Origin of the sequence: Halorubrum sp. LN27, from assembly GCF_016635065.1 — an archaeon.
GTDB classification, from domain to species: domain Archaea; phylum Halobacteriota; class Halobacteria; order Halobacteriales; family Haloferacaceae; genus Halorubrum; species Halorubrum salipaludis.
Genome location: NZ_JAEPET010000001.1, coordinates 294,072 through 314,022, shown reverse-complemented (window position 1 = coordinate 314,022; position 19,951 = coordinate 294,072). Strand labels below are relative to the sequence as shown.

Here is a 19,951-nt window from a genome sequence, read left to right as displayed (position 1 = left end):
TCGTGCGGTCGGCGCGTGCCGTCGAACGCCCTGATAAGGGCGGGGTGGGAACTCAACGGGGCAGCAGCGAGGCGGGCGCACGCTGCCGCAAGCACCGCAGCGAACGAAGTGAGCGAGGAGCGGAGCAAAGCGCCAGAGCCGTCGCGACGAGGGCTTTGGCGGCCTTCACCGTCGCTCCGCAGTCAGCGACGTGTCGTCGAGAACCGCGAAAGCGAACCGCCGAATCCGCGCCGACGCGACCTGAGTGATCCCCGTATCGGTCCCGACACGATTTAGGCGGCCCGCCCGAAACGGACCGGTAATGAGCACTCAGGCCGCGACGGAGGAGCGGACGGTCGTGATCGGGCTGGAGGTCCACGTCCAGCTCGAGACCGACACGAAGATCTTCTGCGGCTGCTCGACGGAGCCCGCCGAGGACGAGGAGCCGAACACGCGCACGTGCCCGACCTGCCTCGGGCTGCCGGGCGCGCTGCCGGTCCTCAACGAGGGCGCCGTCGAGGCCGCCGTGAAGATCGGCAAGGCGATCGACGCCGACATCCCCGAGACGACGACGTTCCACCGGAAGAACTACTACTACCCCGACCTGCCGAAGAACTTCCAGCTCACCCAGTACGACGCCCCGATCTGCCAGTCCGGCGAGCTGGAGGTCCGCGTCGACGACGAGAACCGCACCATCGGGATCACCCGGGCACACCTCGAGGAGGACCCCGGGAGCCTCCAGCACGCCGGCGGCTCCATCGAGTCGGCGACGCACACGCTCGTGAACTACAACCGCGCCGGGACGCCCCTGATGGAGATCGTCACCGAACCGGACTTCCGGTCCCCCGCCGAGACGCGGGCGTTCCTCGCGAAGCTGGAGGAGGTCCTCGAGTACCTCGGCGTCTTCGACCCGACCCGCGACGGGAGCCTGCGCGTCGACGCCAACGTCTCCTTAGTCCCCGAAAGCGAGGTCGACGACGACGGGGCGATCGCCGAGGAGGCCCTCGCGGACGTGAACCGCGCCGAGGTGAAGAACATCTCCAGTCACAAGGGCGCGGAGCAGGCGCTCGCGTACGAGGTCACCCGACAGGAGAACGTGCTCCGGCGCGGCCGCGAGATCGAACAGGAGACCCGCCACTGGGACGAGGCGCGCGGCGTCACCGTCTCGATGCGCTCGAAGGAGGCCGAGAAGGACTACCGCTACTTCCGGGAGGCCGATCTCCCGGCGCTTGAGGTGTCGGACTGGAAGGAGTCGATTCCGATCCCGGAGCTGCCCGACGCCCGCCGCGAGCGCTTCCGCGAGGAGTACGGGCTCGACCGCGAGTCCGCCTCGAAGCTCACCTCGACGAAGGCGGTCGCCGACTTCTTCGAGGACGTGGCCGAGTCGTTCGACCCCGACCTCGCCGCGACGTGGGTCGCCGACAACCTGCTCGGCGAGCTCAACTACCGCGAGATGCAGATTACGGACGTGGAGGACCGGCTCGACGAGTTCACGCGCCTGATCGAGCTGGTCGCCGCCGAGGAGCTCACCGTCAAGAACGCCGAGGAGGTCGTCCTCCGCGAGATGCTCGACGAGGGCGACGACCCCGACGCCGTCATCGACCGCGAGGGGCTCGGTGTCGCCGACTCCGGCGAGGTCGAGGCCGCCGTCGCGGCCGCCATCGACGACAACCCCGACGCCGTGAGCGACTACCACGACGGCGACGAGGGCGCGATCAACTTCCTCGTCGGGCAGGTGATGCAGGCGACGGGCGGCAGCGCCGACCCGGGCGAGGTGAACGGGCTGCTCCGCGAGGAGCTGGACGGGTAGGCTCGCCATGAACGTCACCGTCGCCGAGGGGCGCCCGTGAACGTTACCGTCGAGATCGTCGGCGAGGGGACCGCCGAGTACGACCTCCCCGACGACGCCACCTACGCCGACCTCATCCGCGAGGCGGGGTACCACCCGCAGGAGGCGTCGGCGCTGGTCGACGGCTCCCCGGTCCCCGGCGACCGCGTCGTCGACGCCGACGAGGTCCGGCTCCTCCGGCTGATCAAGGGCGGGTCGACGGACGGCGGGTCGGCTAACGGCGAGTCGGTCGACGGTACATCGGCCGAAAGCAACGCGTGAGCGACTGGGAGTCGTCCGTGACCGCTCCAGAGGGGTTCGCGATCGAGCCCGCCGCCCCCGACGACCGCCTCGATATCCTCCGCGTGCTCGACGCCGCGATGTTGGAGACCGACGCCGAGACCGTCGACACCGCGATCGACGCCGACAGCGCGTCCGACGCCGGCGACGCTCTGGTCGCCCGATTTAAACGGACGGACGCCGTCGTCGGCGCGCTGGTCGCGACGCGCCCGGAGCCGGAGCGACTCCACGTCGACGCCGTCGCCGTCAGGCGGGCGCGTCGCGGGCGGGGGATCGGGTCGGCGCTCGTCGCCGCGGCGGTCCGGCGCGCCGAGCGCGACGCCGCGATCGAGTCCGTCACCGCCGCGTTCGACGCCGACCTGGAGTCCTTCTACGCCGATCTGGGGTTCGAAGTCACCGACCGAAATAGCGACGGCGACCGCTTGCGAGGACGCAGGCGCGTCGACGGCGGTCGGCGCTGAGCGACGCCCTCCCCGACCGAGCGGCCGGGATCCGACGGATCCCCCGCGGTCACGCCGCGGTCGGGCGCGTCGCGGGCGGGGAGAACCGAAGCAGCGCGACCAGGAACGCGCCGGCGAGGAGGGCCGCGCCGACCGACTCGCCCCACGTGTGGGCCCCCGCGAGCGGTCGGACCGCGATCATCCCCAGCCCCGCGGCGAACAGCGGAGCGAATCGCCGGTCGACCGCGAAGAGGTAGCCCGCGGGCGCCAGCGCGTAGAGGACGTGGCTCGACACGGCCCAAAACGGGGTGATCAGGAGGTGCGGCACCGTGACGGCCACGAGCAGGGCGGCGAACCCCTCGACGAGAGGCCCCCAGCCGCCAAGCCGCCACCCGAGCCAGATGATCCCGAGGCCGACGCCTACCCCGACGCTCCCCGTGAGATCGGAGCCCCACGCGGGCAGGTCGACGAGCAGGGGCACGCCCTCGTAGACGGCGAACGCGAGTGCCCACCCGATCCCGACGACCCCGACTCGCGGCGCGAGGTCGCTCGGGGATCGGTCGGGATCGCCGCGCCACTCGTAGCCGACGAGCAGCAGCGCACAGAGCAGGACGAACAGTTCCGGAGCGAAGACCGCCGAGTAGGTGCGGGCCGCCGCAGCGAGCATGAGTGACGTGCCCTCGCACGCCGCCCTGTCGGTTACGGTTCCGGCCGGCGATGCCGAGTTCACGCCGGGATCCGGCACGTCTTTCCGGGTCGCCCCCCTTCGATCAGGTATGAACGCGATCTCGCCCGCGGTCGGCCGAACGGAAGCGCCACGCGGCGCGGTGGTTCCCGCATGAGCGGTAAAGACGAGTACTACAACAAGTCGAAACAGCAGGGGTACCGCGCCCGGTCGGCCTACAAGCTGAAGCAGATCGACGAGGAGTCGGACCTGTTCGACCGCGGCGACACCGTCGTCGACCTCGGCGCCGCCCCCGGCGGCTGGCTGCAGGTCGCCGCCGAGGAGGTCGGCGAGTCGGGGACCGTCGTCGGCGTGGACCTCCAGCGCATCGACGACCTCGAGGAGCACGACGTGGAGACGATCCGCGGCGACATGACCGAGGAGCGCACCCGCCACTACCTGCGCGAGGCGGTCGGCGAGCGCGGCGCTGACGCGGTGATCTCGGACATGGCGCCGAACATGACCGGCGAGTACGCCCTCGATCACGCCCGGTCGGTCCACCTCGCGCGGCAGGCGTTCGACGTGGCCGAGGAGCTGCTCGCGCCCGGCGGCGACTTCGTGGTGAAGGTGTTCCAGGGCGAGGACCTCGACGCGTTCCGCGAGGATGTCCGCGAGGAGTTCCAGTACATCCGGACCGTCTCGCCGCCCGCCTCGCGCGACTCCTCCTCGGAGGTGTACCTCGTCGCCAGGGGGCTGAACACCGCCCCGGTCGAGACGGGCGACCGGATCGAGGTGACGGTCGAGGAGCGCGGCGACGAGGGCGACGGGATCGCGTACGTCGAGGGGTACTCGCTGTTCGTCTCCGACGCCGACGTGGGCGAGACCGTGACCGTCGAGGTCGACGACGCCAAGCCGCGGTTCGGGTTCGCGACGCGCGTGGATACAGACGGAACCGGTCACGATGCGGGCGGTCACGAGCCCGACGACGGCAACGGGGAGTGAGGGGCCGTGAGCGACGACGGGATCTTCGAATCGCTGTCGCTCGTCGGGCTCCTCAGCCTCTGTTGTATCGGGCTCGGCGGGATCGCCGGCGGCGCCGCGCTCGCGGGCGGCGGCGCCTCGGCGACCACGGTGGCGACGGGGACGGCGAGCCCGCGCGGCGCGCTCGTCTCCGGGCTCGTCACCGCCGCGACCGTGCTGGTCGTCGGGCTGGTCGTGAGACGGCGACTGCGCCGGAGCGCTGACGGGAGCGGGGCCGACGGCGACACCGACGACGAAGTCTGACCGCGGTCAGGCCACGCCGCCGCGCCGGACCCACTCGCGGAGCGTGAACCGGTCGAACTCTGTCTCGTCGGCGACGGCCCACTCCTCCAGATCCCACGCCGGGTAGAAGGTGTCGCCCTCGTAGCTCCCCGCCACGTGGCTGAGCACCATCCGGTCGAGGTGGGGCTGGAACAGCTCGTAGATGGCTCCGCCGCCGAGGACGTAGACGGGGGTGTCGCCCCCGCCACTGCCAGCATCCGCAGCGGCCATCTCATCGGCGCGTTCGATCGCCGAGTCGACGCCGTCGACGACGACCGCAGTCGGGACGTCGACGGCGTCGACGCTCCGGCTCACGACGATCTGCCGGGAGCCGGGAAGGTCGTCGCGCATCGAGTCGAAGGTGCGGCGGCCGAGGACGACGGGCGAGCCCGCGACGCGCTCGCGGTACTGTCGGACATCGGCCTCGATGTGCGGCCACGGCACCTCGCCGTCCCTTCCGATCGCCCGGTTCTCCGCGATCGCCGCGACGCTGACGAGTTGCACGGGCCGAGTAGGAGTGCCGCGGTGAAAAATCCGCGCGTCGGGCTCAGCCGTCGAGCCCGAGGAGGTCGAACGGATAGCCGTTGTCGTTGTCGTCGGCCTGCTCGTAGACGACGCGGGCGGCGGCCACGTCCTGGATCGCGAGGCCGGTGGAGTCGAAGACGGTGACGCCGTCGACGCCCTCGCCGTCCGCGGTGCCGACGGTCCCCGCGCGTCCCGGCCGGCGGCCGACGACGATCTCGCCGATCTCGCCGTAGATGTCGTCGTCGGTCAGGTCGCCCGCGGCGTAGGGGACGTTGATCTCGCCGGAGTGGGTGCACTGCTCGTGGTCGTCGATGACGATCGTCGCGTCGAGGAGGAGGTCGTCCGCGAGCTCGTGTTTGCCGGCCGCGTCCGCGCCCATCGCGTTGACGTGGGTGTGTTCGCCCACGTCGTCGGGGCCGACGATGGGGTCCTCCACGGGGGTCACCGTCGAGAGTACGTCGCAGTGGCCGGCCTCCGCGATCGAGCCCGCTCGCACGTCGAACCGGTCCTCGAAGGCGTCGATGAAGTTCGCGACGCGCTCCTCGTCGAGGTCGCTCACGACGACCTCTTCGATGTCGCGCACCGCGGCGATTGCTTCGAGCTGGGTGTACGACTGGACGCCGGCGCCGACGATCCCGAGCGAGCTCGCGTCCGGGACCGCCAGCTCGTCGGTGGCGACCGCGGCCGCCGCGCCCGTGCGCTTCATCGTGAGCGTCGTGCCGTCGAGGACCGCCAGCGGGAACGCGGTCTCGGGGTCCGAGTAGATCATCGTCCCCATCACGGTCGGGAGGTCGTGGTCGGCGGGGTTGTCCGTGTGGACGTTCACCCACTTGATCCCGGCCGCGTCCCAGCCGGTGTCCTCGTCGGTGTCTTCGGTCCGTACGTCGAGGTAGGCCGGCATCGACCGGAAGTCGCCGTTGTACTCGGGGAGGTCGATGTACGACTTCGCCGGCATCTTGGCGTTGCCGCGCTCGTAGGCCGTGAACGCGCCCCGCACCGCGTCGATGACGCGGTCCATGCGTGCGTTCTCGTCGACGTCGTCCGCGTTCAAAAGCAGCGTCTGCATGTCGCAAGCTTTGCCGGAGGGGTACTTGAAGGCTATTGAATCGGCGTCGGACCACGAGGCGATCGGTACGGCTGATGACTGCGGTGGCGCGCGCCTCCGAGCGGCCGCTTCAAAGCGGCCGCGAGGAGCGCGTGCGAGGGACGCGGTGAGCGCTCGGAGAGCGCGAACCGCGAGGCTGGGGAGGAGTGAGGTGCGGTGCTGTGCGGGGCGGGGTGGGACTCAAAGGGGCAGCCGTGAGGCGGGCAGAGGCGACGTAAGCACCGCAACGAGGGAGCGAACGGAGTGAGCGACCGAGTGAGGAGCGCAGCGAGCGTCTGCCCGCCTCGCGGCTGGGGCTTAGGAGGTCTCGTCCGCGTCGATCAGCGGTTTATAAGCGAGCACGTCGTCGTATGGCCGAGCGGCTGGGGCTTAGGAGGTCTCGTCCGCGTCGATCAGCGATTTATAAGCGAGCACGTCGTTGTACGGCCGAGCGGCTGGGCTTCAGGGAAGGCGTTCGCCGCGGCAGTAGGGCCTGATGAGTAATAGTCCGAGCTCGCGTCCAGTCGGGAACACGATTATACCGACTCCCTGCCCAGATCGACCCATGAGTCTCTCGCTCGACGCCGACCAGCTCGACCGGTACTCCAGGCACGTGATCATGGACGAGGTCGGGCCGGAGGGGCAGAAGCGCCTGCTCGACGCCCGCGCGCTCGTGGTCGGCGCCGGCGGGCTCGGGGCGCCGGTCATCCAGTACCTCGCGGCCGCGGGCGTCGGCACGCTCGGGATCGTCGACGACGACGTGGTCGAGCGCTCGAACCTCCAGCGACAGGTGATCCACGGCGACAGCGACGTGGGGGAGCCGAAGGTCGAGTCGGCGGCGCGGTACGTCGACCGACTCAACCCCGACATCGACGTGGAGACCCACGAGACCCGGCTCGACGAGGGGAACGTCCGCGATCTGCTCGCCGGCTACGACCTCGTCGTCGACTGCGCCGACAACTTCCGGACCCGGTACGTCGTCAACGACGCGGCGCGGATCGAGGGGCTTCCGGTCGTTCACGGCGCCATCTACAAGTTCGAGGGGCAGGCGACGACGCTCGTCCCCGAGGGGCCCTGCTACCGGTGTCTGTTCCCGGAGGCACCGGAGCCGGGGACGGTGCCCGACTGCGCGGCGACCGGGGTGCTCGGCGTGCTCCCCGGGACGGTCGGATGCATTCAGGCGACCGAGGCGATCAAGCTCCTGCTCGATGCCGGCGACCCGCTGGAGGGACGGGTGCTCTTCTACGACGCGATGGACATGAGCTTCGAGTCCGTGCCCTATCGGCGGAACCCCGACTGCCCGGTCTGTGGCGACGACGGCATCGAGACGATTGAGGGGATCGACTACTCGGGCGGCTGCCGGGTCGACGCGGACTGACCGCACCGCAAGGGGTTCGCGACGAACCCGCGACGAACCCGCGACGAACCGCCGGCGCGGCGGCCTCACAGCGACCGGTTCGTCATCGCCGCCCCCGCGGTGCCGCCCGCTCCGTCGTCGACGAAGCCGGAGCGAACGCACCACCGGCAGTAGTGGTAGCCCGTCCGGTTCTCCGCGCCGCAGTGCCGGCAGACGACCGTCTCGCCGTTGGCGTCGAGCGGCGGCGGGTCGCCGGCCGGCCCCTCCTCTCCCGCGGTCACCGCGAGTCCCGTCGCCCCGTCGCCGGGCGGGTCCGGATCGGCTTTCGGGTCCGGATCGGCCTTCGCCTCCTCGGGTACCTCCCGCGCCGATCCGAGGAAGTCGGCGGGATCGCGGTCCCCGCGCGTGAACAGCCACGCGAACGCGAGGTTGATCAGGGCCACCGCGCCGAGGATCGCGACGACCGGGACGATTTCTGCGCCCGTCATGTGTCGTGTGTTAGCACGCAAAGGATATAGGCGCAACGGTGGCGCGGAGGGCGCGTTCCCCGGTCACTTTATGCTCCCCCGTCGAAGGCGGACGCGCATGAAGGAGACAGTCCACACCGACGCGGCCCCCGCGGCGGTCGGCGCGTACAGTCAGGCGACGACGGACGGCGACCTCGTGTTCACGGCCGGGCAGATCGCGTTGACGCCGGACGGGGACCTCCGCGACGACGCGTCGGTCGCGGAACAGACTGAACAGGTCCTCGACAACCTCGTGGCGGTGCTCGACGAGGCGGGCGCGGCGCCGGAGGACGTGCTCAAAACGACCGTCTTCCTCGCCGACATCGACGACTTCGACGAGATGAACGAGACGTACGCGGACTACTTCGACGAGTCGCCGCCCGCCCGGTCGGCCGTGGAGGTCGGGGCGCTCCCGAAGGGCGCCGACGTGGAGATCGAGGCCGTCGCCGTCGTCGAGTAGATGGCGGACGGCTCCGTCGAGAGGGACGGAAGCGGGGAGGCCGGAAGCGGCAAGGCCGAAAGCGGCGGATCCGGCGATCCGCCCGGCGTCCCGGCAACCCCTCGGGCGAGGGCCCGGTCCGCCGCCCTGTGGGGCCTCGTCGGCGGGTTCGTGTTCCTCGTGCTCGCACAGGGGTACCTGCTCCTCGACGGCGACCTCCCGTTCGGATACCCCAGACTGTTTGCGATCGCGGGGACGATCGCCGTCGCGTCCGGCGGGATCGCGTACGCGACCGAGCACCGACTCCACGCGAAAAGAAGGACTTAACAGTCCCACCGGATTACCTCAATCCGGAGCCAGGATGGCCGAGTGGTAAGGCGCACGCCTGGAAAGCGTGTTCCCTTCCGGGATCGGGGGTTCAAATCCCTCTCCTGGCGTTTCTTGTCGACGCCGACTACGAGCGAGGAGCGGAGCGACGAGCGAGTCCGGCGTCGACGAACCCGGACGTGGATTTGAACCAGGGAGTGGAGCGAGCGAAGCGAGCGGAACAACTGTGGTTCAAATCCCTCTCCTGGCGTTTGTTGTCGACGCCTTCGAACTCCCAGCGTCGCGTATCGACGCTGATCGGTCGTGTGTAGACGTTCTCGCACACCGACACAAGACTCATATGTATGGGTAATGTTGACACAGGTGACGATGCCAGACACGAAATCAGGTCGCGAGCGGAAAGGGAGGAACAAGCGCCGGCAGTTGGAGAGTCGCCTCAACCGACGCGAGCTCGACGCCGCCGACGAACCGCCGGAACCGACGATCGACGAGGTCGACTCGGAGTACCTCACCGAGACCGACGAGCTCGATCGGTGACCGATCGCGGCCGACCCCGCTTTTCCGTTTTCGTTCGATAGTTCACAGCGGCGTCCCTGAAGCGACCGACAGCGAACCGCGACAACGGCGTTCCAGCAGCGGTACTCCCGCCGGGAGCGTTCCTCGATCCGACGACCGCGTGGATCCGTATATAAATCGGTTAGATACGGGCGTTCGATCGCACCGAAGTCCCGTGCTAACGATACACACAAATGTCGGTCGAAGGCCGTGGAGTACTGCGGTTTCTCCGGCAGCTAATCGGGCCGTGACGGCGTCGGGCGAACGCCGATCAACGACATATTTATATAGAATCACAATCAATCAAGCGGTGTATGAGTCAGCGAATGCAGCAGGGTCAGCCGATGATCATCATGGGCGACGACGCCCAGCGCGTCAAGGACAAGGACGCACAGGAGTACAACATCTCCGCGGCGCGCGGCGTCGCCGAGTCCGTACGCTCGACGCTCGGGCCGAAAGGGATGGACAAGATGCTCGTCGACTCGATGGGCGACGTCACCATCACGAACGACGGCGTCACCATCCTGCAGACGATGGACATCGACAACCCGACCGCCGAGATGATCGTCGAGGTCGCCGAGACCCAGGAGGACGAGGCCGGCGACGGCACGACGAGCGCGGTCGCAATCGCGGGCGAGCTCCTCAAGAACGCCGAGGACCTCCTCGAGCAGGACATCCACCCGACGGCCGTCATCAAGGGCTTCAACCTCGCGAGCGAGTACGCCCGCGAACAGGTCGACGAGGTCGCCACCGCGGTCGACCCCGACGACACAGAGACCCTGAAGAGCGTCGCCGAGACGTCGATGACCGGCAAGGGCGCGGAGCTCGACAAGGACGTGCTCGCCGACCTCGTCGTCCGCGCGATCCAGGGCGTCACGGTCGAGGCCGACGACGGCTCCCACGTCGTCGATCTGGCGAACCTCAACATCGAGACGCGCACCGGCCGCGCGGCCGGCGAGTCCCGGCTCCTCTCCGGCGCCGTCGTCGACAAGGACCCGGTCCACGAGGACATGCCGACCGACTTCGAGGCGGCCGACGTCCTCCTGCTCAACGACCCGATCGAGGTCGAGGAGGCCGACGTCGACACCGCCGTCAACGTCGAGTCCCCCGACCAGCTCCAGCGCTTCCTCGATAAAGAGGAGGAGGAGCTCCGCGAGAAGGTCGACAAGATCGTCGAGTCGGGCGCCGACGTGGTCTTCTGTCAGAAGGGGATCGACGACCTCGCCCAGCACTACCTCGCGAAGGAGGGTATCCTCGCGGTCCGCCGGACGAAGAAGTCCGACCTGACCTTCCTCAAGAACGTGCTCGGCGCGCCGATCGTCAGCGACCTCGACTCGCTCACGGCCGACGACCTCGCGGTCGGCTCGGTCACCCGCGACACTGAGGAGGAGCTGTTCTACGTCGAGGGCGAGGACGCCCACGGGGTCACGCTCCTCCTGTACGGTACCACCGAGCACGTCGTCGACGAGCTCGAACGCGGCATTCAGGACGCGATCGACGTGGTCTCGACGACCGTCTCCGACGGGCGCACCCTGCCCGGCGGCGGCGCCATCGAGGTCGAGCTCGCCCGCCGGCTGCGCGACTACGCGGACTCCGTCTCCGGCCGCGAGCAGCTCGCCGTCGAGGCGTTCGCCGACTCGCTCGAGCTGATCCCGCGCGTGCTCGCCGAGAACGCCGGGCTCGACGCCATCGACCTGCTCGTCGACCTGCGCGCGGCCCACGAGGCCGGCGACACCGACGCCGGGCTGAACGTCTTCTCCGGCGAGGTCGAGAACACGACCGAGGCCGGCGTCGTCGAGACGGCCCACGCGAAGGAGCAGGCGATCGCCTCCGCCGCCGAGGCCGCGAACCTCGTGCTGAAAATCGACGACATCATCTCCGCGGGCGACCTCTCGACCGGCGGCGACGACGACGAGGGCGGCGCCCCCGCCGGCGGCATGGGCGGTATGGGCGGCATGGGCGGTGCGATGTGAGCTTCGGATAGGACACAGCACACACTCAGCCGTTCCGGCCGCGTACCGCCGTTCGAACACGCACGCTCGCATTCCCCCGATTTCGTTTTTTGGCTCTGTCGAACTCCGTAGCTGTTGGTGAACTCATTCCGGGCGGCCAATCGAATATGGCGGCGATCGATATCGGGAGTAGGTATCGCACGTTGATAGAGTGGTTGTTTATAAGTCGCATTGGGGTGTTGCTGTCGGCTGGTTATAAGTGATCGACGATACGGTGAAGACCTGCAAAGCCCCAGCCGCGAGGGCGGCGCACGCTCGCTGCGCTCCTCGGTCGCTCGTTTCACTCGCTCTCTGTGGTGCTTGCGTCGCCTGCGCCGCCCTCGCGGCTGCCCCTTTGAATCCCGCCCCGCACAGCACCGCGCAACCTCATACCTCCCCAGCCTCGTCGTTGGCGGCTGTCGCCGCCAGCGACTCCCTCGCGCGCGCTGCTCGCGGCCGCCGTTGGCGGCCGCTCGCAGGCACACGCCACCGCGACCTCTTTATAAGCGATCGTCGCCGTCGCTCACAGCTATTTAAATACTGTCTCACCACCCACGATCTGCGATAATCACTCCCGCAGTGAATCAACACCACGTTCACCGACGAACGACGCTACGTCGACGTCGTCACTAGGCGACTGATAAACGAGAGAAGTCGGTCGGAGCCGCGGTCGGGCTTACTTGCCCTGACGGTCGTTGCCGGTGACGCTCGGGCGGGTCTTCTCGGTACCCTTCCCGCGCGTGCGCTGACCGCGGCCCTTGGTGCCGGCGGAGGTGAGCCCGCGGTACGCGCGCCCCTTGTGGTCGTCCGAGGCGATCCACCCGAGATCGTCGTCGTTCTCGATCGCGGGGTGGTTCGGGTCCACCAGAATCACTTCGTGCCACTTCTGGGAGCCGTCCTCGCCGACCCAGTAGGAGTTGAGCACGCGGAGGTTCCGGTACTTGCGCGAGGCGCGCTCCTCCGAGATGCGCTGGATCGACTTGCGCCGCGAGAGGCGGTTGACGCCCTGGCGCTTCGAGCGACGACCCGCCTTGTGGCGCTGTTTGCGCGAGCCGCCCTTGCGGACGCTCACGCGGGCGACGATGACGCCCTGCTTGGCCTTGTAGCCGAGCTCACGGGCCTTGTCGAGGCGCGTGGGGCGCTCGATGCGCTCGATGGCGCCCTCGTCGCGCCACTCCTGTTTACGCTGCCACTGCAGCTCTGCGAGTTTCCCCTCCTTGGGGGACCGCCACGCCTCCTTGATGTGCGAGTAGAAGCTTCGTGCCATATGTTGTCCGCGGACGGTTGCGATTCAGCCGCGAAGCGGCCACATGTCGTCTCGTCCCGGAGCGCGGCGTCGACGACTATTGCGTCGAGGCCGACCCCGGCGGCGAGTGCCCGCTGTGTCCGCACCAGCGAGTTGCCCGTATTTCCCGCGGTTCGCCCTTAACCGCTTCGCTACGGCGGTCGCGTGGGGGAGGGTGACAAGAAGTGCGTGGCCCGTGGGTGAGAAGTTCGAGGCGTCGGATCAGCGCGTCTGCGCTCGGGGCGCCACCGAAACCGTTAGCACTCCCGCGCGTGTGGATCCGAGCGGGCATTGCGCCCCCGCTGGCGACCGGGCATGGTAGGGTATTTCGCCAGGTCGTCCGCGGTCGGTCTTCGGCGTCGACGCCCGCGCTCGCGGAGGAACCGTGCTCTCGAGCGACGGCGCACGACGGACGTCCGATCTGGAGACGTTCAGGATCGGTGCTCTTCGAGGAATACTCGGATAATAACACTCATACGCCAGCGTCGTCTCCGCCGCGGTATGCCTAAGATAAGCGTCGAGATCCCGGGCGAGCTGCTCGACGACCTCGACGAGCACGTCGGCGATGACGGGAAGTTCGTGAACCGCAGCGACGCCGTCCGCGCGTCTATCCGCAAGACCCTCGACGTGCTCGACGAGATCGACGCCCGTCACGACCGGCTGGAGGACGGAGACGAAACCGCTCGCGGCGACGGGGGAGACGATGAGTAGTCGGACGAGCGGGGCGGCGGGCAGTGAGGGACCGTTCGCGGTCGACCCCCTCGATCGCTCCGCGGTGGCCGCGGTCGGGCTGATCACGCTGTTCGTCGTCGCGCTGGCGACCGCACAGCTCACCGCCGCGAAGGTGATCGCCTTACCCCTCCCGTTCGCGCTCCCGGTCGTCGGCGCCGAGATCACGCTGCCGGGCGCCGCGCTCGCGTACGCGCTGACGTTCCTCGCGTCCGACGCCTACGCCGAGCTGTACGGGCGCCGCGCGACGCAGGTGGTCGTCAACGTCGCCTTCCTCGCGAACTTCCTCGTGCTCGCTCTCGTCTGGTCCACCCTCGCGGCGCCGGGGATCGACCCCGAGGTCGCCGCCGCCTTCGACACCGCGCTCGGCCCCGCGGCCAACGTCGTCGCCGGGAGCCTGCTCGCGTACGTCGTGAGCCAGAACTGGGACGTGTTCGTCTTCCACGCGATCCGCGACCGCACCGGTGAAGGGCTGCTGTGGCTGCGCAACATCGCGTCGACCGCCAGCAGTCAGGCGATCGACACCGCGATCTTCGTCGGCGTCGCGTTCTACGCCGCGCCGCTCCTGCTCGGGTCCGGAGATCCGCTCCCGGGGAGCGTCCTCGTCGCGCTCGGCCTCGGCCAGTACCTCCTCAAGCTCGCGATCGCCGTCCTCGACACGCCGATCGTCTACCTCGTCGTCGGCCTCGTTCGGGACTGATCACCAGATCGACTGATCACCGGATCACCTGACGGCGAGCGCCCGCGCGGGCGACGCCGGCAGGTCCGCGGGGACGCGCTCGAACGACTCGCCGGCGTCGCGGGTCCGGTAGAGCCCCTCATTGTGTATCACCCAGACGCCCCCCGACTCCCCGCCGCTCGCGAGGACCGCCCGGTAGGTCCCCTCGCCGGTCGGAATCCCCCGGTCGTCGAGGCGCTCGAACCGCGGCGACGCGTCCGATCCGTCCCCCGTCGTCCGCCGGTAGAGGTACGCCTCGCCGCGGCGGTGCGCCGCCGTCGCCCCCGAGGCCGCGCTCACGATCGCCGTCTCGGGGTCGCCGGGGTCGACCGCCAGCCCCCAGACGTATCCGTGGTCGAGCCCGCGGTCGACGACGCGCCACGACTCGCCGCGGTCCTCGCTCTCCGCGAACCCGTCGCCCGCGGCGGTGTACACCCGGTCCGGGGCGGCCGGGTGCGTCGCGAGCGCGTGGTTGTCGCGCCGGGACCCCTCGGGCCGGTCCAGCCACGTCTCGCCGCCGTCCGGAGTCACGACCAGCGCGCCGGCCTCGACGCCCACGAACCACCGGTCCGGGTCCGCCGGAGACGGCTCGATCCACCGGACGTGGTGGGTGTCGGGTCGGGGCGGGAACGACCACTCGGACGCGGACGGGACCGCGGTCAGCCCGCCGACGCGCTCGGCGGTCCGCCCGCCGTCGACGGACCGGAAGACCCGCGAGGGCTCAGTCCCGATCCAGACGACGGCCGGGTCGTGCGGGCTCGTCGCAACCGCGGTGACCGCGTCGGGACCCGTCCCGCCGGGGCCGAGCGTCTCGTCGGCGACGCGCTCGAAGGTCTCTCCCCCGTCGGTCGAGCGGAACAGCCCCGCGTCGGAGGTTCCGGCGAGCACTCGGGTGCCGTCGGAGCCGGCGCTCCCGTCCCCGTCGGCTCCCGGGCCGACCGAGAGGCACTCGACTGAGAGGCACTTGACCGGGCGGTCCGCCAGCCGGAGCGAGACCGATCCCGTTTCCGGGTCGATGACCCGGAGCCCGTCATCGTACGCCGCGTAGACGCGCGTGACCATGGCGCGACGTTCGACGTGTGGCGGCAAAAGGGTTCGACGGGCGCAAGAGACTTACCCGACCCACCCGTGTGAACTGTACGCATGGATCTCCGCGTACAGGGGGATGTCCCCCCCGACCCGTTTCTCGGCGCCGCCGACCTGTTCGAGACCGAGTGGTCCCTTGACGACCCGGTCCGCGTGAAGGTGCGCGAGGACCCCGACGAGCGGACGTGGGCCGGCCACTACGACGGCTACCACGTCCTGAACGTCTCGAAGCGCGCCGCCACCAGCGCGATGGCCCGCGAGCTCGCCGTTCACGAGCTCTCGCACATGGCCCGCTACGAGGAGGGGCACGCCTCCCACGTCCAGTCGACGGAAGAGGCGTTATACCTCGGGCTCTCCGGCGAGCAGGTGGAGCGCCGCAAGCTCACGCACTGCTACCAGATCGCGAACCACATGAAGGACATCTACGCCGACGACATCACGCTCTCGGTCGCGCCCGCGGACAAGCTCCTCGGCTTCCTCGAGTCGACCCTCGCGGCCGCGGTCGCGGACCGTCCCAGGGTCTCCCGGGACGGGAGTCAGCCGGTCACGGGCGGCGCGGACCCGGAGATCACCGCGGTCAACGCCGCGTTCGCGCTCGCTCTCGTCGAGCGCCACGACATCGCCGGACCGGACCACCGCATCTACGACCTCGCGCGCGCGGCCGCCAGCGACACCGACGCCGTCGACGTCGACGCGTTCAAACAGCGGTTCCTCGACCTCGGCCCCGACCCCTCCGAGAGCGACTACCGGAAGGCGCTGGTCGCGGCCGCCCGGGCGTACGCGGTGTAACTGGAGATTGACTGGAGACCGGCTTTTGAAACGAACTCGATAAGACGGCGACCCGACAACGACCATCGTTTATAAGTAACTGTGCGGTGGCGCGTGCCTGCGAGGCCGCCCCGCGGCCGAGTAGCACGCGCGAGGGAGTCGGTCGCCGGAGCAAAGCGGAGGCGACCGACGAGGCTGGGGAGGTGTGAGGATGCGGTTGCGGTTGTTGTCGGGTGGGACTCAAAGGGGCAGCCGCGAGGGCGGCGCAGGCGACGTAAGCACCGCAACGAGGGAGCGAACGGAGTGAGCGACCGAGTGAGGGGCGCAGCGAGCGTGCGCCGCCCTCGCGGCTGGGGCTTTGGCGGTGTTCACCGTCGATCTGACAGCAACCATTTATAACCGAGCGGCTGGGGCTTTGGCGGTGTTCACCGTCGATCTGACAGCAACCATTTATAACCGAGCGGCTGGGGCTTTGGCGGTGTTCACCGTCGATCCGCCGTGAACCACTTATAACCGAGCGGCTGGGGCTTCGGAACTGGTCACCAGCGATCCGGTATCAGCTATTTATAAGCGATCGACCGGATCAGCGGAACTCCGCCTCGCCCGGCCACGGGTCACGTCTGCGTGCTACTCCGCGTCGTTCGGGGCGGCTTCGGGCTCCCCGACGGATTCCGTCGCGTCGCCGTCCGCCGTCGACTCGACCGAGTCGGCCGCGTCGTCGAGCACCGTCACGCGCGCGGACATGATCCGAGTGTTGTCCACGCGCTCGATCCGGATCCGGACCCCGTCGAACTCGATCTCCTCGCCTTCCTCGACGAGGCGCCCCGCGCGATTGAACACGAAGCCGGCGAGCGTCTCGAACTCCTCGCCCTCGGGGAGGTCGATCCCGAGCATCTCGTTGACCTCGTCGATGTTCACCTCCCCCTGCACGACGGCGACGTTGTCCGCTAAGAACTCCACCGGGGCCTCCTCGTCACCCTCCAGGATCTCGCCGACGATCTCCTCGACCATGTCCTCTAAGGTAATGATCCCCTCCGTGGTGCCGAACTCGTCGATGACCGTGACCATCTGGAGGCGGTTGTCCTGCATCTCCGCGAGCAGCTCGTCGGCGTTCTTCGACTCGGGGACGTGCAGCGTCGGCTTCACGACGCGCTCCAGCGACGGCTCGCCCTCGGAGTAGCGCAGCTCGCGGACCAGGTCGCGGACGGTCACGACGCCGATGATGTTGTCGAGGTTCCCCTCGTAGACGGGGACGCGCTCGTGGTCGGCCTGAATGCACTTCTCGATCGCCTCCTCGACGGAGGACTCCTTCGCGACCGCGGTGACGTCGAGACGGGGCGTCATCACCTCCTTGGCGATGGTGTTGTTGAACCGGAAGATGCGGTCGAGCATCTCGCGTTCCTCCTCCTCGATGACGCCCTCGCGCTCGCCGGTCTCGATGATGTTCTGGATCTCCTCGCGGGTGACGTACGTGGACTCGATCGCCGCCCGCCCCCCGGTCACCTTGTTGACCGCGCGGGTGAGGTAATCGAAGACGACGACGAGGGGGTACAACACGCCCTCGGAGAGCTTCAGCGGGCGGGCGATCCGCAGCGCCCACGACTCGGTGTTCTCGACGGCGTACGACTTCGGCGCGGTCTCGGCGAACAGCAGCACGATCGCCGTGATCCCGAAGGTGGTGAGCAGGATGGTGACCACCGCGCTCTCGACGTACACGCCGATGAGCGTCGTCGCGATTGCCGTGATCCCGATGTTCACGAGGTTGTTACCGACGAGGATCGTGACCAGCAGCCGGTGCGGGTTCTGCTTCAGGCCGTCGATCGTCTCCGCGCTGTCGACGCCCTCCTCGACGAGGCTCTCGATGCGGTGTTTCGGCAGGGAGAACATGGCGATCTCCGACGAGGAGAAGAACGCCGACATCGCGAGCAACACGATTATCGTGAGGATACCGAGGACCGTCACGATCGGGTCGTCCATGGCTGGCAGCTGCGGAACGCCGGTCATCAACGTGGTCGACCACAAGCCCATACTCCCTGACTCTCCGTCCGGTGACCGTTAAAGAGTTACCCTCCGAAGCGGTCCGACGAACGCGAACGCGGGCCGACGGGATCTCGCGGACGGTCGCGAGCCCGAACCCGCTCGGCGGTCCGGCCGCGGCGGCGACCGCCGCCGCCGACACGGTTAGGGGGCAGGCGCCCGACCGATCGGACATGAGCGAGCCACCGATCACCCTGTACCGGCTGCAGGCGTGTCCGTACTGCGAGCGCGTCGTCCGCACCCTCAACGAGCTGGGACTGGCGTACCGGTCCCGGTACGTCGAGCCGATGCACTCCGAGCGCAACGTCGTCAAGCGCGTCTCCGGCGCCCGGAGCGTGCCCGCCATCGTCGACCGCGAGACCGGCGTGACGATGTCCGAGAGCGCGAACATCGTGGAGTACCTGCGGGGAACGTACGGCGACGCGGCGACCGACGGGGGCCGCGCAGTCGACGACGCGGCGACCGATGGGGGCCGCGCAGCCGACGCCGAGGGAGGTGCCTGAGATGCCCGACTTCGACGTCGTCTCCCTCCCCGAGGCGGATCACGTCGCCGAGGGCGACACCGCGCCCGACTTCACGCGACCGCTCGTCGACGAGGAGTACTGGGAGGACCGCGCGCTCGACGAGGTCGTCGACGGGCCGACCCTCCTGCTGTTCCATCCGATGAACGGCGCGTTCCAGGCGACGTACCTCTACAACACGGTCGACGACCACGGCTGGGCCGACGACCTGGACGTGCTCGGCGTCTCGATCTCCTCGCCGTACGCCCACAAGCGCCTGCTCGCCGAGCGCGGCGACGGCGCCCGGATCTTCTCCGACCCGGGCGCGGGCGTGATCGAGGAGTACGGCCTCGCACACGACATCGACGGCATGACCGGAATCACCGAGACGCGCCCGGCCGTCTTCCTCCTCGACGCCGACCGCACCGTCGCGTTCGCGTGGGTCGCGAGCGAACACCCCGAGTTCCCCGACGCCGAGGCGATCGACGACGCGGTCGAGCGGCTGGTCGACTGACTGAGAGCGGAGGCGGCGACCGCCGCGCCCGCCGACCGCGACGGTCCCACTCGTCACCCTTTTTCGCGACCGCGTCGAACGTGCTCTCGTGACAACGGACAGCGACGTCCTCCGACGCGCGGCCGAGGCGACCGCCGACGGCGACCTCGTGGTCTACCCCACCGAGACGGTGTACGGGCTCGGCGGCGACGCGCTCGACCCCGCGGCCGTCGAGCGGGTGTTCGAGCTGAAGGGCCGAGACCGCTCGAACCCGCTCTCGCTCGGCGTCCCCAGCGTCGACGCCGCGCTCCGCTACACCGAGCCGAGCGAGCTCGCGGTCGCGTTCGCCCGGGCGTTCCTCCCCGGGCCCGTGACCGTGGTCGTCGAGCGCGGCGACGCGGTCCCGGACGCGCTCACCGCCGGGCGCGACCGGGTCGGGATCCGCGTGCCGGACCACGACCTCGCACGCGACCTGCTCCGTGAGGCCGGGCCGCTCACCGCGACGAGCGCGAACGTCTCCGGCCGCGGGAGCGTCACGCACCCGGGCGACCTCGACGACCGGATCCGCGACGGCGTCGCGCTCGTCGTCGACGGCGGCGAGACGCCGGGCACGGAGAGCACCGTGGTCGACCCGGAGGCGAGAACGATCCACCGCCGCGGCGCGATGGCCGGCGCGATCGAGGCGTGGCTGGACGACCCGCCGGTGGAAGAGTAGAAGAGACGACGACCGGAAACGGACAGCGGCGTTAGACCGACAGCTCGCCCTTCGCTTTGATCACGTCGAGCTCCTCGGCGTCGATCGTGTCGACGTCGAGCCAGTGAGGGACGTACTCGCGCTTGTCGTAGGCCTCGCGCTCGTCCTCGGTGCCGACGGTACACCAGAGCTGGGGCTCGTCCGGACCGTGCCAGCCGCCCTGGACGTTGATGCCGAAACACACCAGCTCCTCGCCCTCGTACTCGATCACCGCGTCCCGCCGGATCCCGGGGTCGCCGCGAATGATGAGGTGTTGCATGTTCCGTCGTTCGCGGCTTCCCCGC

24 protein-coding genes and 1 tRNA gene are annotated in these 19,951 nt (G+C 69.4%); 17 read left to right on the top strand and 8 right to left on the bottom strand.

What is annotated here, in order from left to right:
- The first annotated feature begins 301 nt into the window (after positions 1–301).
- Genes gatB through JIN95_RS01480 form a run of 3 tightly spaced genes read left to right on the top strand, consistent with a single transcriptional unit; the run spans position 302 to position 2,568 of the window.
- A complete protein-coding gene (gene gatB / locus JIN95_RS01490; protein WP_200530311.1) occupies positions 302–1,789 on the top strand; it encodes an Asp-tRNA(Asn)/Glu-tRNA(Gln) amidotransferase subunit GatB in 1,488 nt (495 codons plus the stop codon).
- Between the two features lie 36 nt (positions 1,790–1,825).
- Positions 1,826–2,089, top strand: a complete 264-nt coding sequence (locus JIN95_RS01485) for a ubiquitin-like small modifier protein 2 (protein WP_095635295.1) — start codon at positions 1,826–1,828, stop codon at positions 2,087–2,089.
- Positions 2,086–2,568, top strand: a complete 483-nt coding sequence (locus JIN95_RS01480; RefSeq protein ID WP_321169248.1) for a GNAT family N-acetyltransferase — start codon at positions 2,086–2,088, stop codon at positions 2,566–2,568. Before JIN95_RS01485 ends, JIN95_RS01480 begins: the two co-directional genes overlap by 4 nt.
- Positions 2,569–2,617: 49 nt before the next feature.
- Here JIN95_RS01480 and JIN95_RS01475 read toward each other — a convergent pair whose 3' ends face one another.
- On the bottom strand, positions 2,618–3,214 hold the full coding sequence (locus JIN95_RS01475) for a hypothetical protein (RefSeq protein WP_200530310.1): 597 nt from the start codon (positions 3,212–3,214) through the stop codon (positions 2,618–2,620).
- Between the two features lie 171 nt (positions 3,215–3,385).
- On the opposite strand from JIN95_RS01475, the gene JIN95_RS01470 reads away from it, so the two are divergent.
- On the top strand, positions 3,386–4,213 hold the full coding sequence (locus JIN95_RS01470) for a 23S rRNA (uridine(2552)-2'-O)-methyltransferase (protein ID WP_200530309.1): 828 nt from the start codon (positions 3,386–3,388) through the stop codon (positions 4,211–4,213).
- 6 nt (positions 4,214–4,219) lie between these two features.
- Positions 4,220–4,495 carry a hypothetical protein gene (locus tag JIN95_RS01465; protein ID WP_200530308.1) on the top strand — a complete coding sequence of 92 codons (276 nt, stop codon included), beginning with the start codon at positions 4,220–4,222 and terminating at the stop codon, positions 4,493–4,495.
- Positions 4,496–4,501: 6 nt separating this feature from the next.
- Here the strand turns inward: JIN95_RS01465 and JIN95_RS01460 are convergent, their stop codons facing one another.
- Both JIN95_RS01460 and JIN95_RS01455 read right to left on the bottom strand, forming a co-directional pair.
- On the bottom strand, positions 4,502–5,017 hold the full coding sequence (locus tag JIN95_RS01460; RefSeq protein WP_200530307.1) for a dihydrofolate reductase: 516 nt from the start codon (positions 5,015–5,017) through the stop codon (positions 4,502–4,504).
- A gap of 43 nt (positions 5,018–5,060) precedes the next feature.
- Positions 5,061–6,104, bottom strand: a complete 1,044-nt coding sequence (locus JIN95_RS01455; protein WP_095635300.1) for an ornithine cyclodeaminase family protein — start codon at positions 6,102–6,104, stop codon at positions 5,061–5,063.
- A 583-nt stretch (positions 6,105–6,687) separates the two neighbouring features.
- On the opposite strand from JIN95_RS01455, the gene moeB reads away from it, so the two are divergent.
- The gene (moeB, locus tag JIN95_RS01450) at positions 6,688–7,500 is read left to right on the top strand and encodes a molybdopterin-synthase adenylyltransferase MoeB (protein WP_200530306.1); all 813 of its coding nucleotides are present in this window, start codon (positions 6,688–6,690) and stop codon (positions 7,498–7,500) included.
- A 65-nt stretch (positions 7,501–7,565) separates the two neighbouring features.
- Here the strand turns inward: moeB and JIN95_RS01445 are convergent, their stop codons facing one another.
- Positions 7,566–7,967, bottom strand: coding sequence for a zinc ribbon domain-containing protein (locus JIN95_RS01445; protein WP_095635302.1), 402 nt, complete (start codon positions 7,965–7,967; stop codon positions 7,566–7,568).
- A 97-nt stretch (positions 7,968–8,064) separates the two neighbouring features.
- Between JIN95_RS01445 and JIN95_RS01440 the strand changes: the two genes are divergently transcribed.
- The 5 genes from JIN95_RS01440 (at position 8,065) to thsB (ending at position 11,279) form a co-directional block, all read left to right on the top strand.
- Complete coding sequence (locus JIN95_RS01440) at positions 8,065–8,445, top strand: Rid family detoxifying hydrolase (RefSeq protein WP_200530305.1); 381 nt, start codon at positions 8,065–8,067, stop codon at positions 8,443–8,445.
- Positions 8,446–8,751: a hypothetical protein gene (locus JIN95_RS01435; protein WP_200530304.1), complete on the top strand. Its 306-nt coding sequence runs from the start codon at positions 8,446–8,448 to the stop codon at positions 8,749–8,751.
- A gap of 28 nt (positions 8,752–8,779) precedes the next feature.
- Positions 8,780–8,861 (top strand) — tRNA-Ser (locus JIN95_RS01430).
- A gap of 259 nt (positions 8,862–9,120) precedes the next feature.
- Complete coding sequence (locus tag JIN95_RS01425) at positions 9,121–9,288, top strand: hypothetical protein (protein ID WP_198951473.1); 168 nt, start codon at positions 9,121–9,123, stop codon at positions 9,286–9,288.
- Between the two features lie 344 nt (positions 9,289–9,632).
- Positions 9,633–11,279 (top strand): thermosome subunit beta, encoded by a 1,647-nt coding sequence (gene thsB / locus JIN95_RS01420; RefSeq protein ID WP_200532092.1) that lies wholly within the window; start codon positions 9,633–9,635, stop codon positions 11,277–11,279.
- A gap of 694 nt (positions 11,280–11,973) precedes the next feature.
- On the opposite strand, the gene JIN95_RS01415 is transcribed toward thsB, so the two are convergent.
- Positions 11,974–12,564, bottom strand: a complete 591-nt coding sequence (locus tag JIN95_RS01415) for a 50S ribosomal protein L15e (RefSeq protein ID WP_095635306.1) — start codon at positions 12,562–12,564, stop codon at positions 11,974–11,976.
- A gap of 519 nt (positions 12,565–13,083) precedes the next feature.
- Here JIN95_RS01415 and JIN95_RS01410 point away from each other — a divergent pair.
- Both JIN95_RS01410 and JIN95_RS01405 read left to right on the top strand, forming a co-directional pair.
- Positions 13,084–13,293: a type II toxin-antitoxin system ParD family antitoxin gene (locus JIN95_RS01410; RefSeq protein ID WP_095635307.1), complete on the top strand. Its 210-nt coding sequence runs from the start codon at positions 13,084–13,086 to the stop codon at positions 13,291–13,293.
- The gene (locus tag JIN95_RS01405; protein ID WP_200530303.1) at positions 13,286–14,011 is read left to right on the top strand and encodes a queuosine precursor transporter; all 726 of its coding nucleotides are present in this window, start codon (positions 13,286–13,288) and stop codon (positions 14,009–14,011) included. Before JIN95_RS01410 ends, JIN95_RS01405 begins: the two co-directional genes overlap by 8 nt.
- Positions 14,012–14,035: 24 nt before the next feature.
- Here the strand turns inward: JIN95_RS01405 and JIN95_RS01400 are convergent, their stop codons facing one another.
- Complete coding sequence (locus JIN95_RS01400; RefSeq protein ID WP_200530302.1) at positions 14,036–15,091, bottom strand: hypothetical protein; 1,056 nt, start codon at positions 15,089–15,091, stop codon at positions 14,036–14,038.
- An 81-nt stretch (positions 15,092–15,172) separates the two neighbouring features.
- Between JIN95_RS01400 and JIN95_RS01395 the strand changes: the two genes are divergently transcribed.
- Entirely contained in the window at positions 15,173–15,904 is a 732-nt protein-coding gene (locus JIN95_RS01395) for a DUF5781 family protein (RefSeq protein WP_200530301.1), read from the top strand.
- A 606-nt stretch (positions 15,905–16,510) separates the two neighbouring features.
- On the opposite strand, the gene JIN95_RS01390 is transcribed toward JIN95_RS01395, so the two are convergent.
- Positions 16,511–17,911, bottom strand: a complete 1,401-nt coding sequence (locus JIN95_RS01390) for a hemolysin family protein (RefSeq protein WP_095635311.1) — start codon at positions 17,909–17,911, stop codon at positions 16,511–16,513.
- Between the two features lie 182 nt (positions 17,912–18,093).
- On the opposite strand from JIN95_RS01390, the gene JIN95_RS01385 reads away from it, so the two are divergent.
- The 3 genes from JIN95_RS01385 to JIN95_RS01375 all read left to right on the top strand — a co-directional run bounded on the left by JIN95_RS01385 (position 18,094) and on the right by JIN95_RS01375 (position 19,628).
- Positions 18,094–18,423, top strand: a complete 330-nt coding sequence (locus JIN95_RS01385) for a glutathione S-transferase N-terminal domain-containing protein (protein WP_095635711.1) — start codon at positions 18,094–18,096, stop codon at positions 18,421–18,423.
- 1 nt (position 18,424) lies between these two features.
- Positions 18,425–18,934 (top strand): redoxin domain-containing protein, encoded by a 510-nt coding sequence (locus JIN95_RS01380; protein ID WP_200530300.1) that lies wholly within the window; start codon positions 18,425–18,427, stop codon positions 18,932–18,934.
- Positions 18,935–19,022: 88 nt separating this feature from the next.
- Entirely contained in the window at positions 19,023–19,628 is a 606-nt protein-coding gene (locus JIN95_RS01375; RefSeq protein ID WP_095635313.1) for an L-threonylcarbamoyladenylate synthase, read from the top strand.
- A 31-nt stretch (positions 19,629–19,659) separates the two neighbouring features.
- Here JIN95_RS01375 and JIN95_RS01370 read toward each other — a convergent pair whose 3' ends face one another.
- Positions 19,660–19,926, bottom strand: coding sequence for an HAH_0734 family protein (locus JIN95_RS01370; RefSeq protein ID WP_004049300.1), 267 nt, complete (start codon positions 19,924–19,926; stop codon positions 19,660–19,662).
- Positions 19,927–19,951 lie beyond the last annotated feature (25 nt).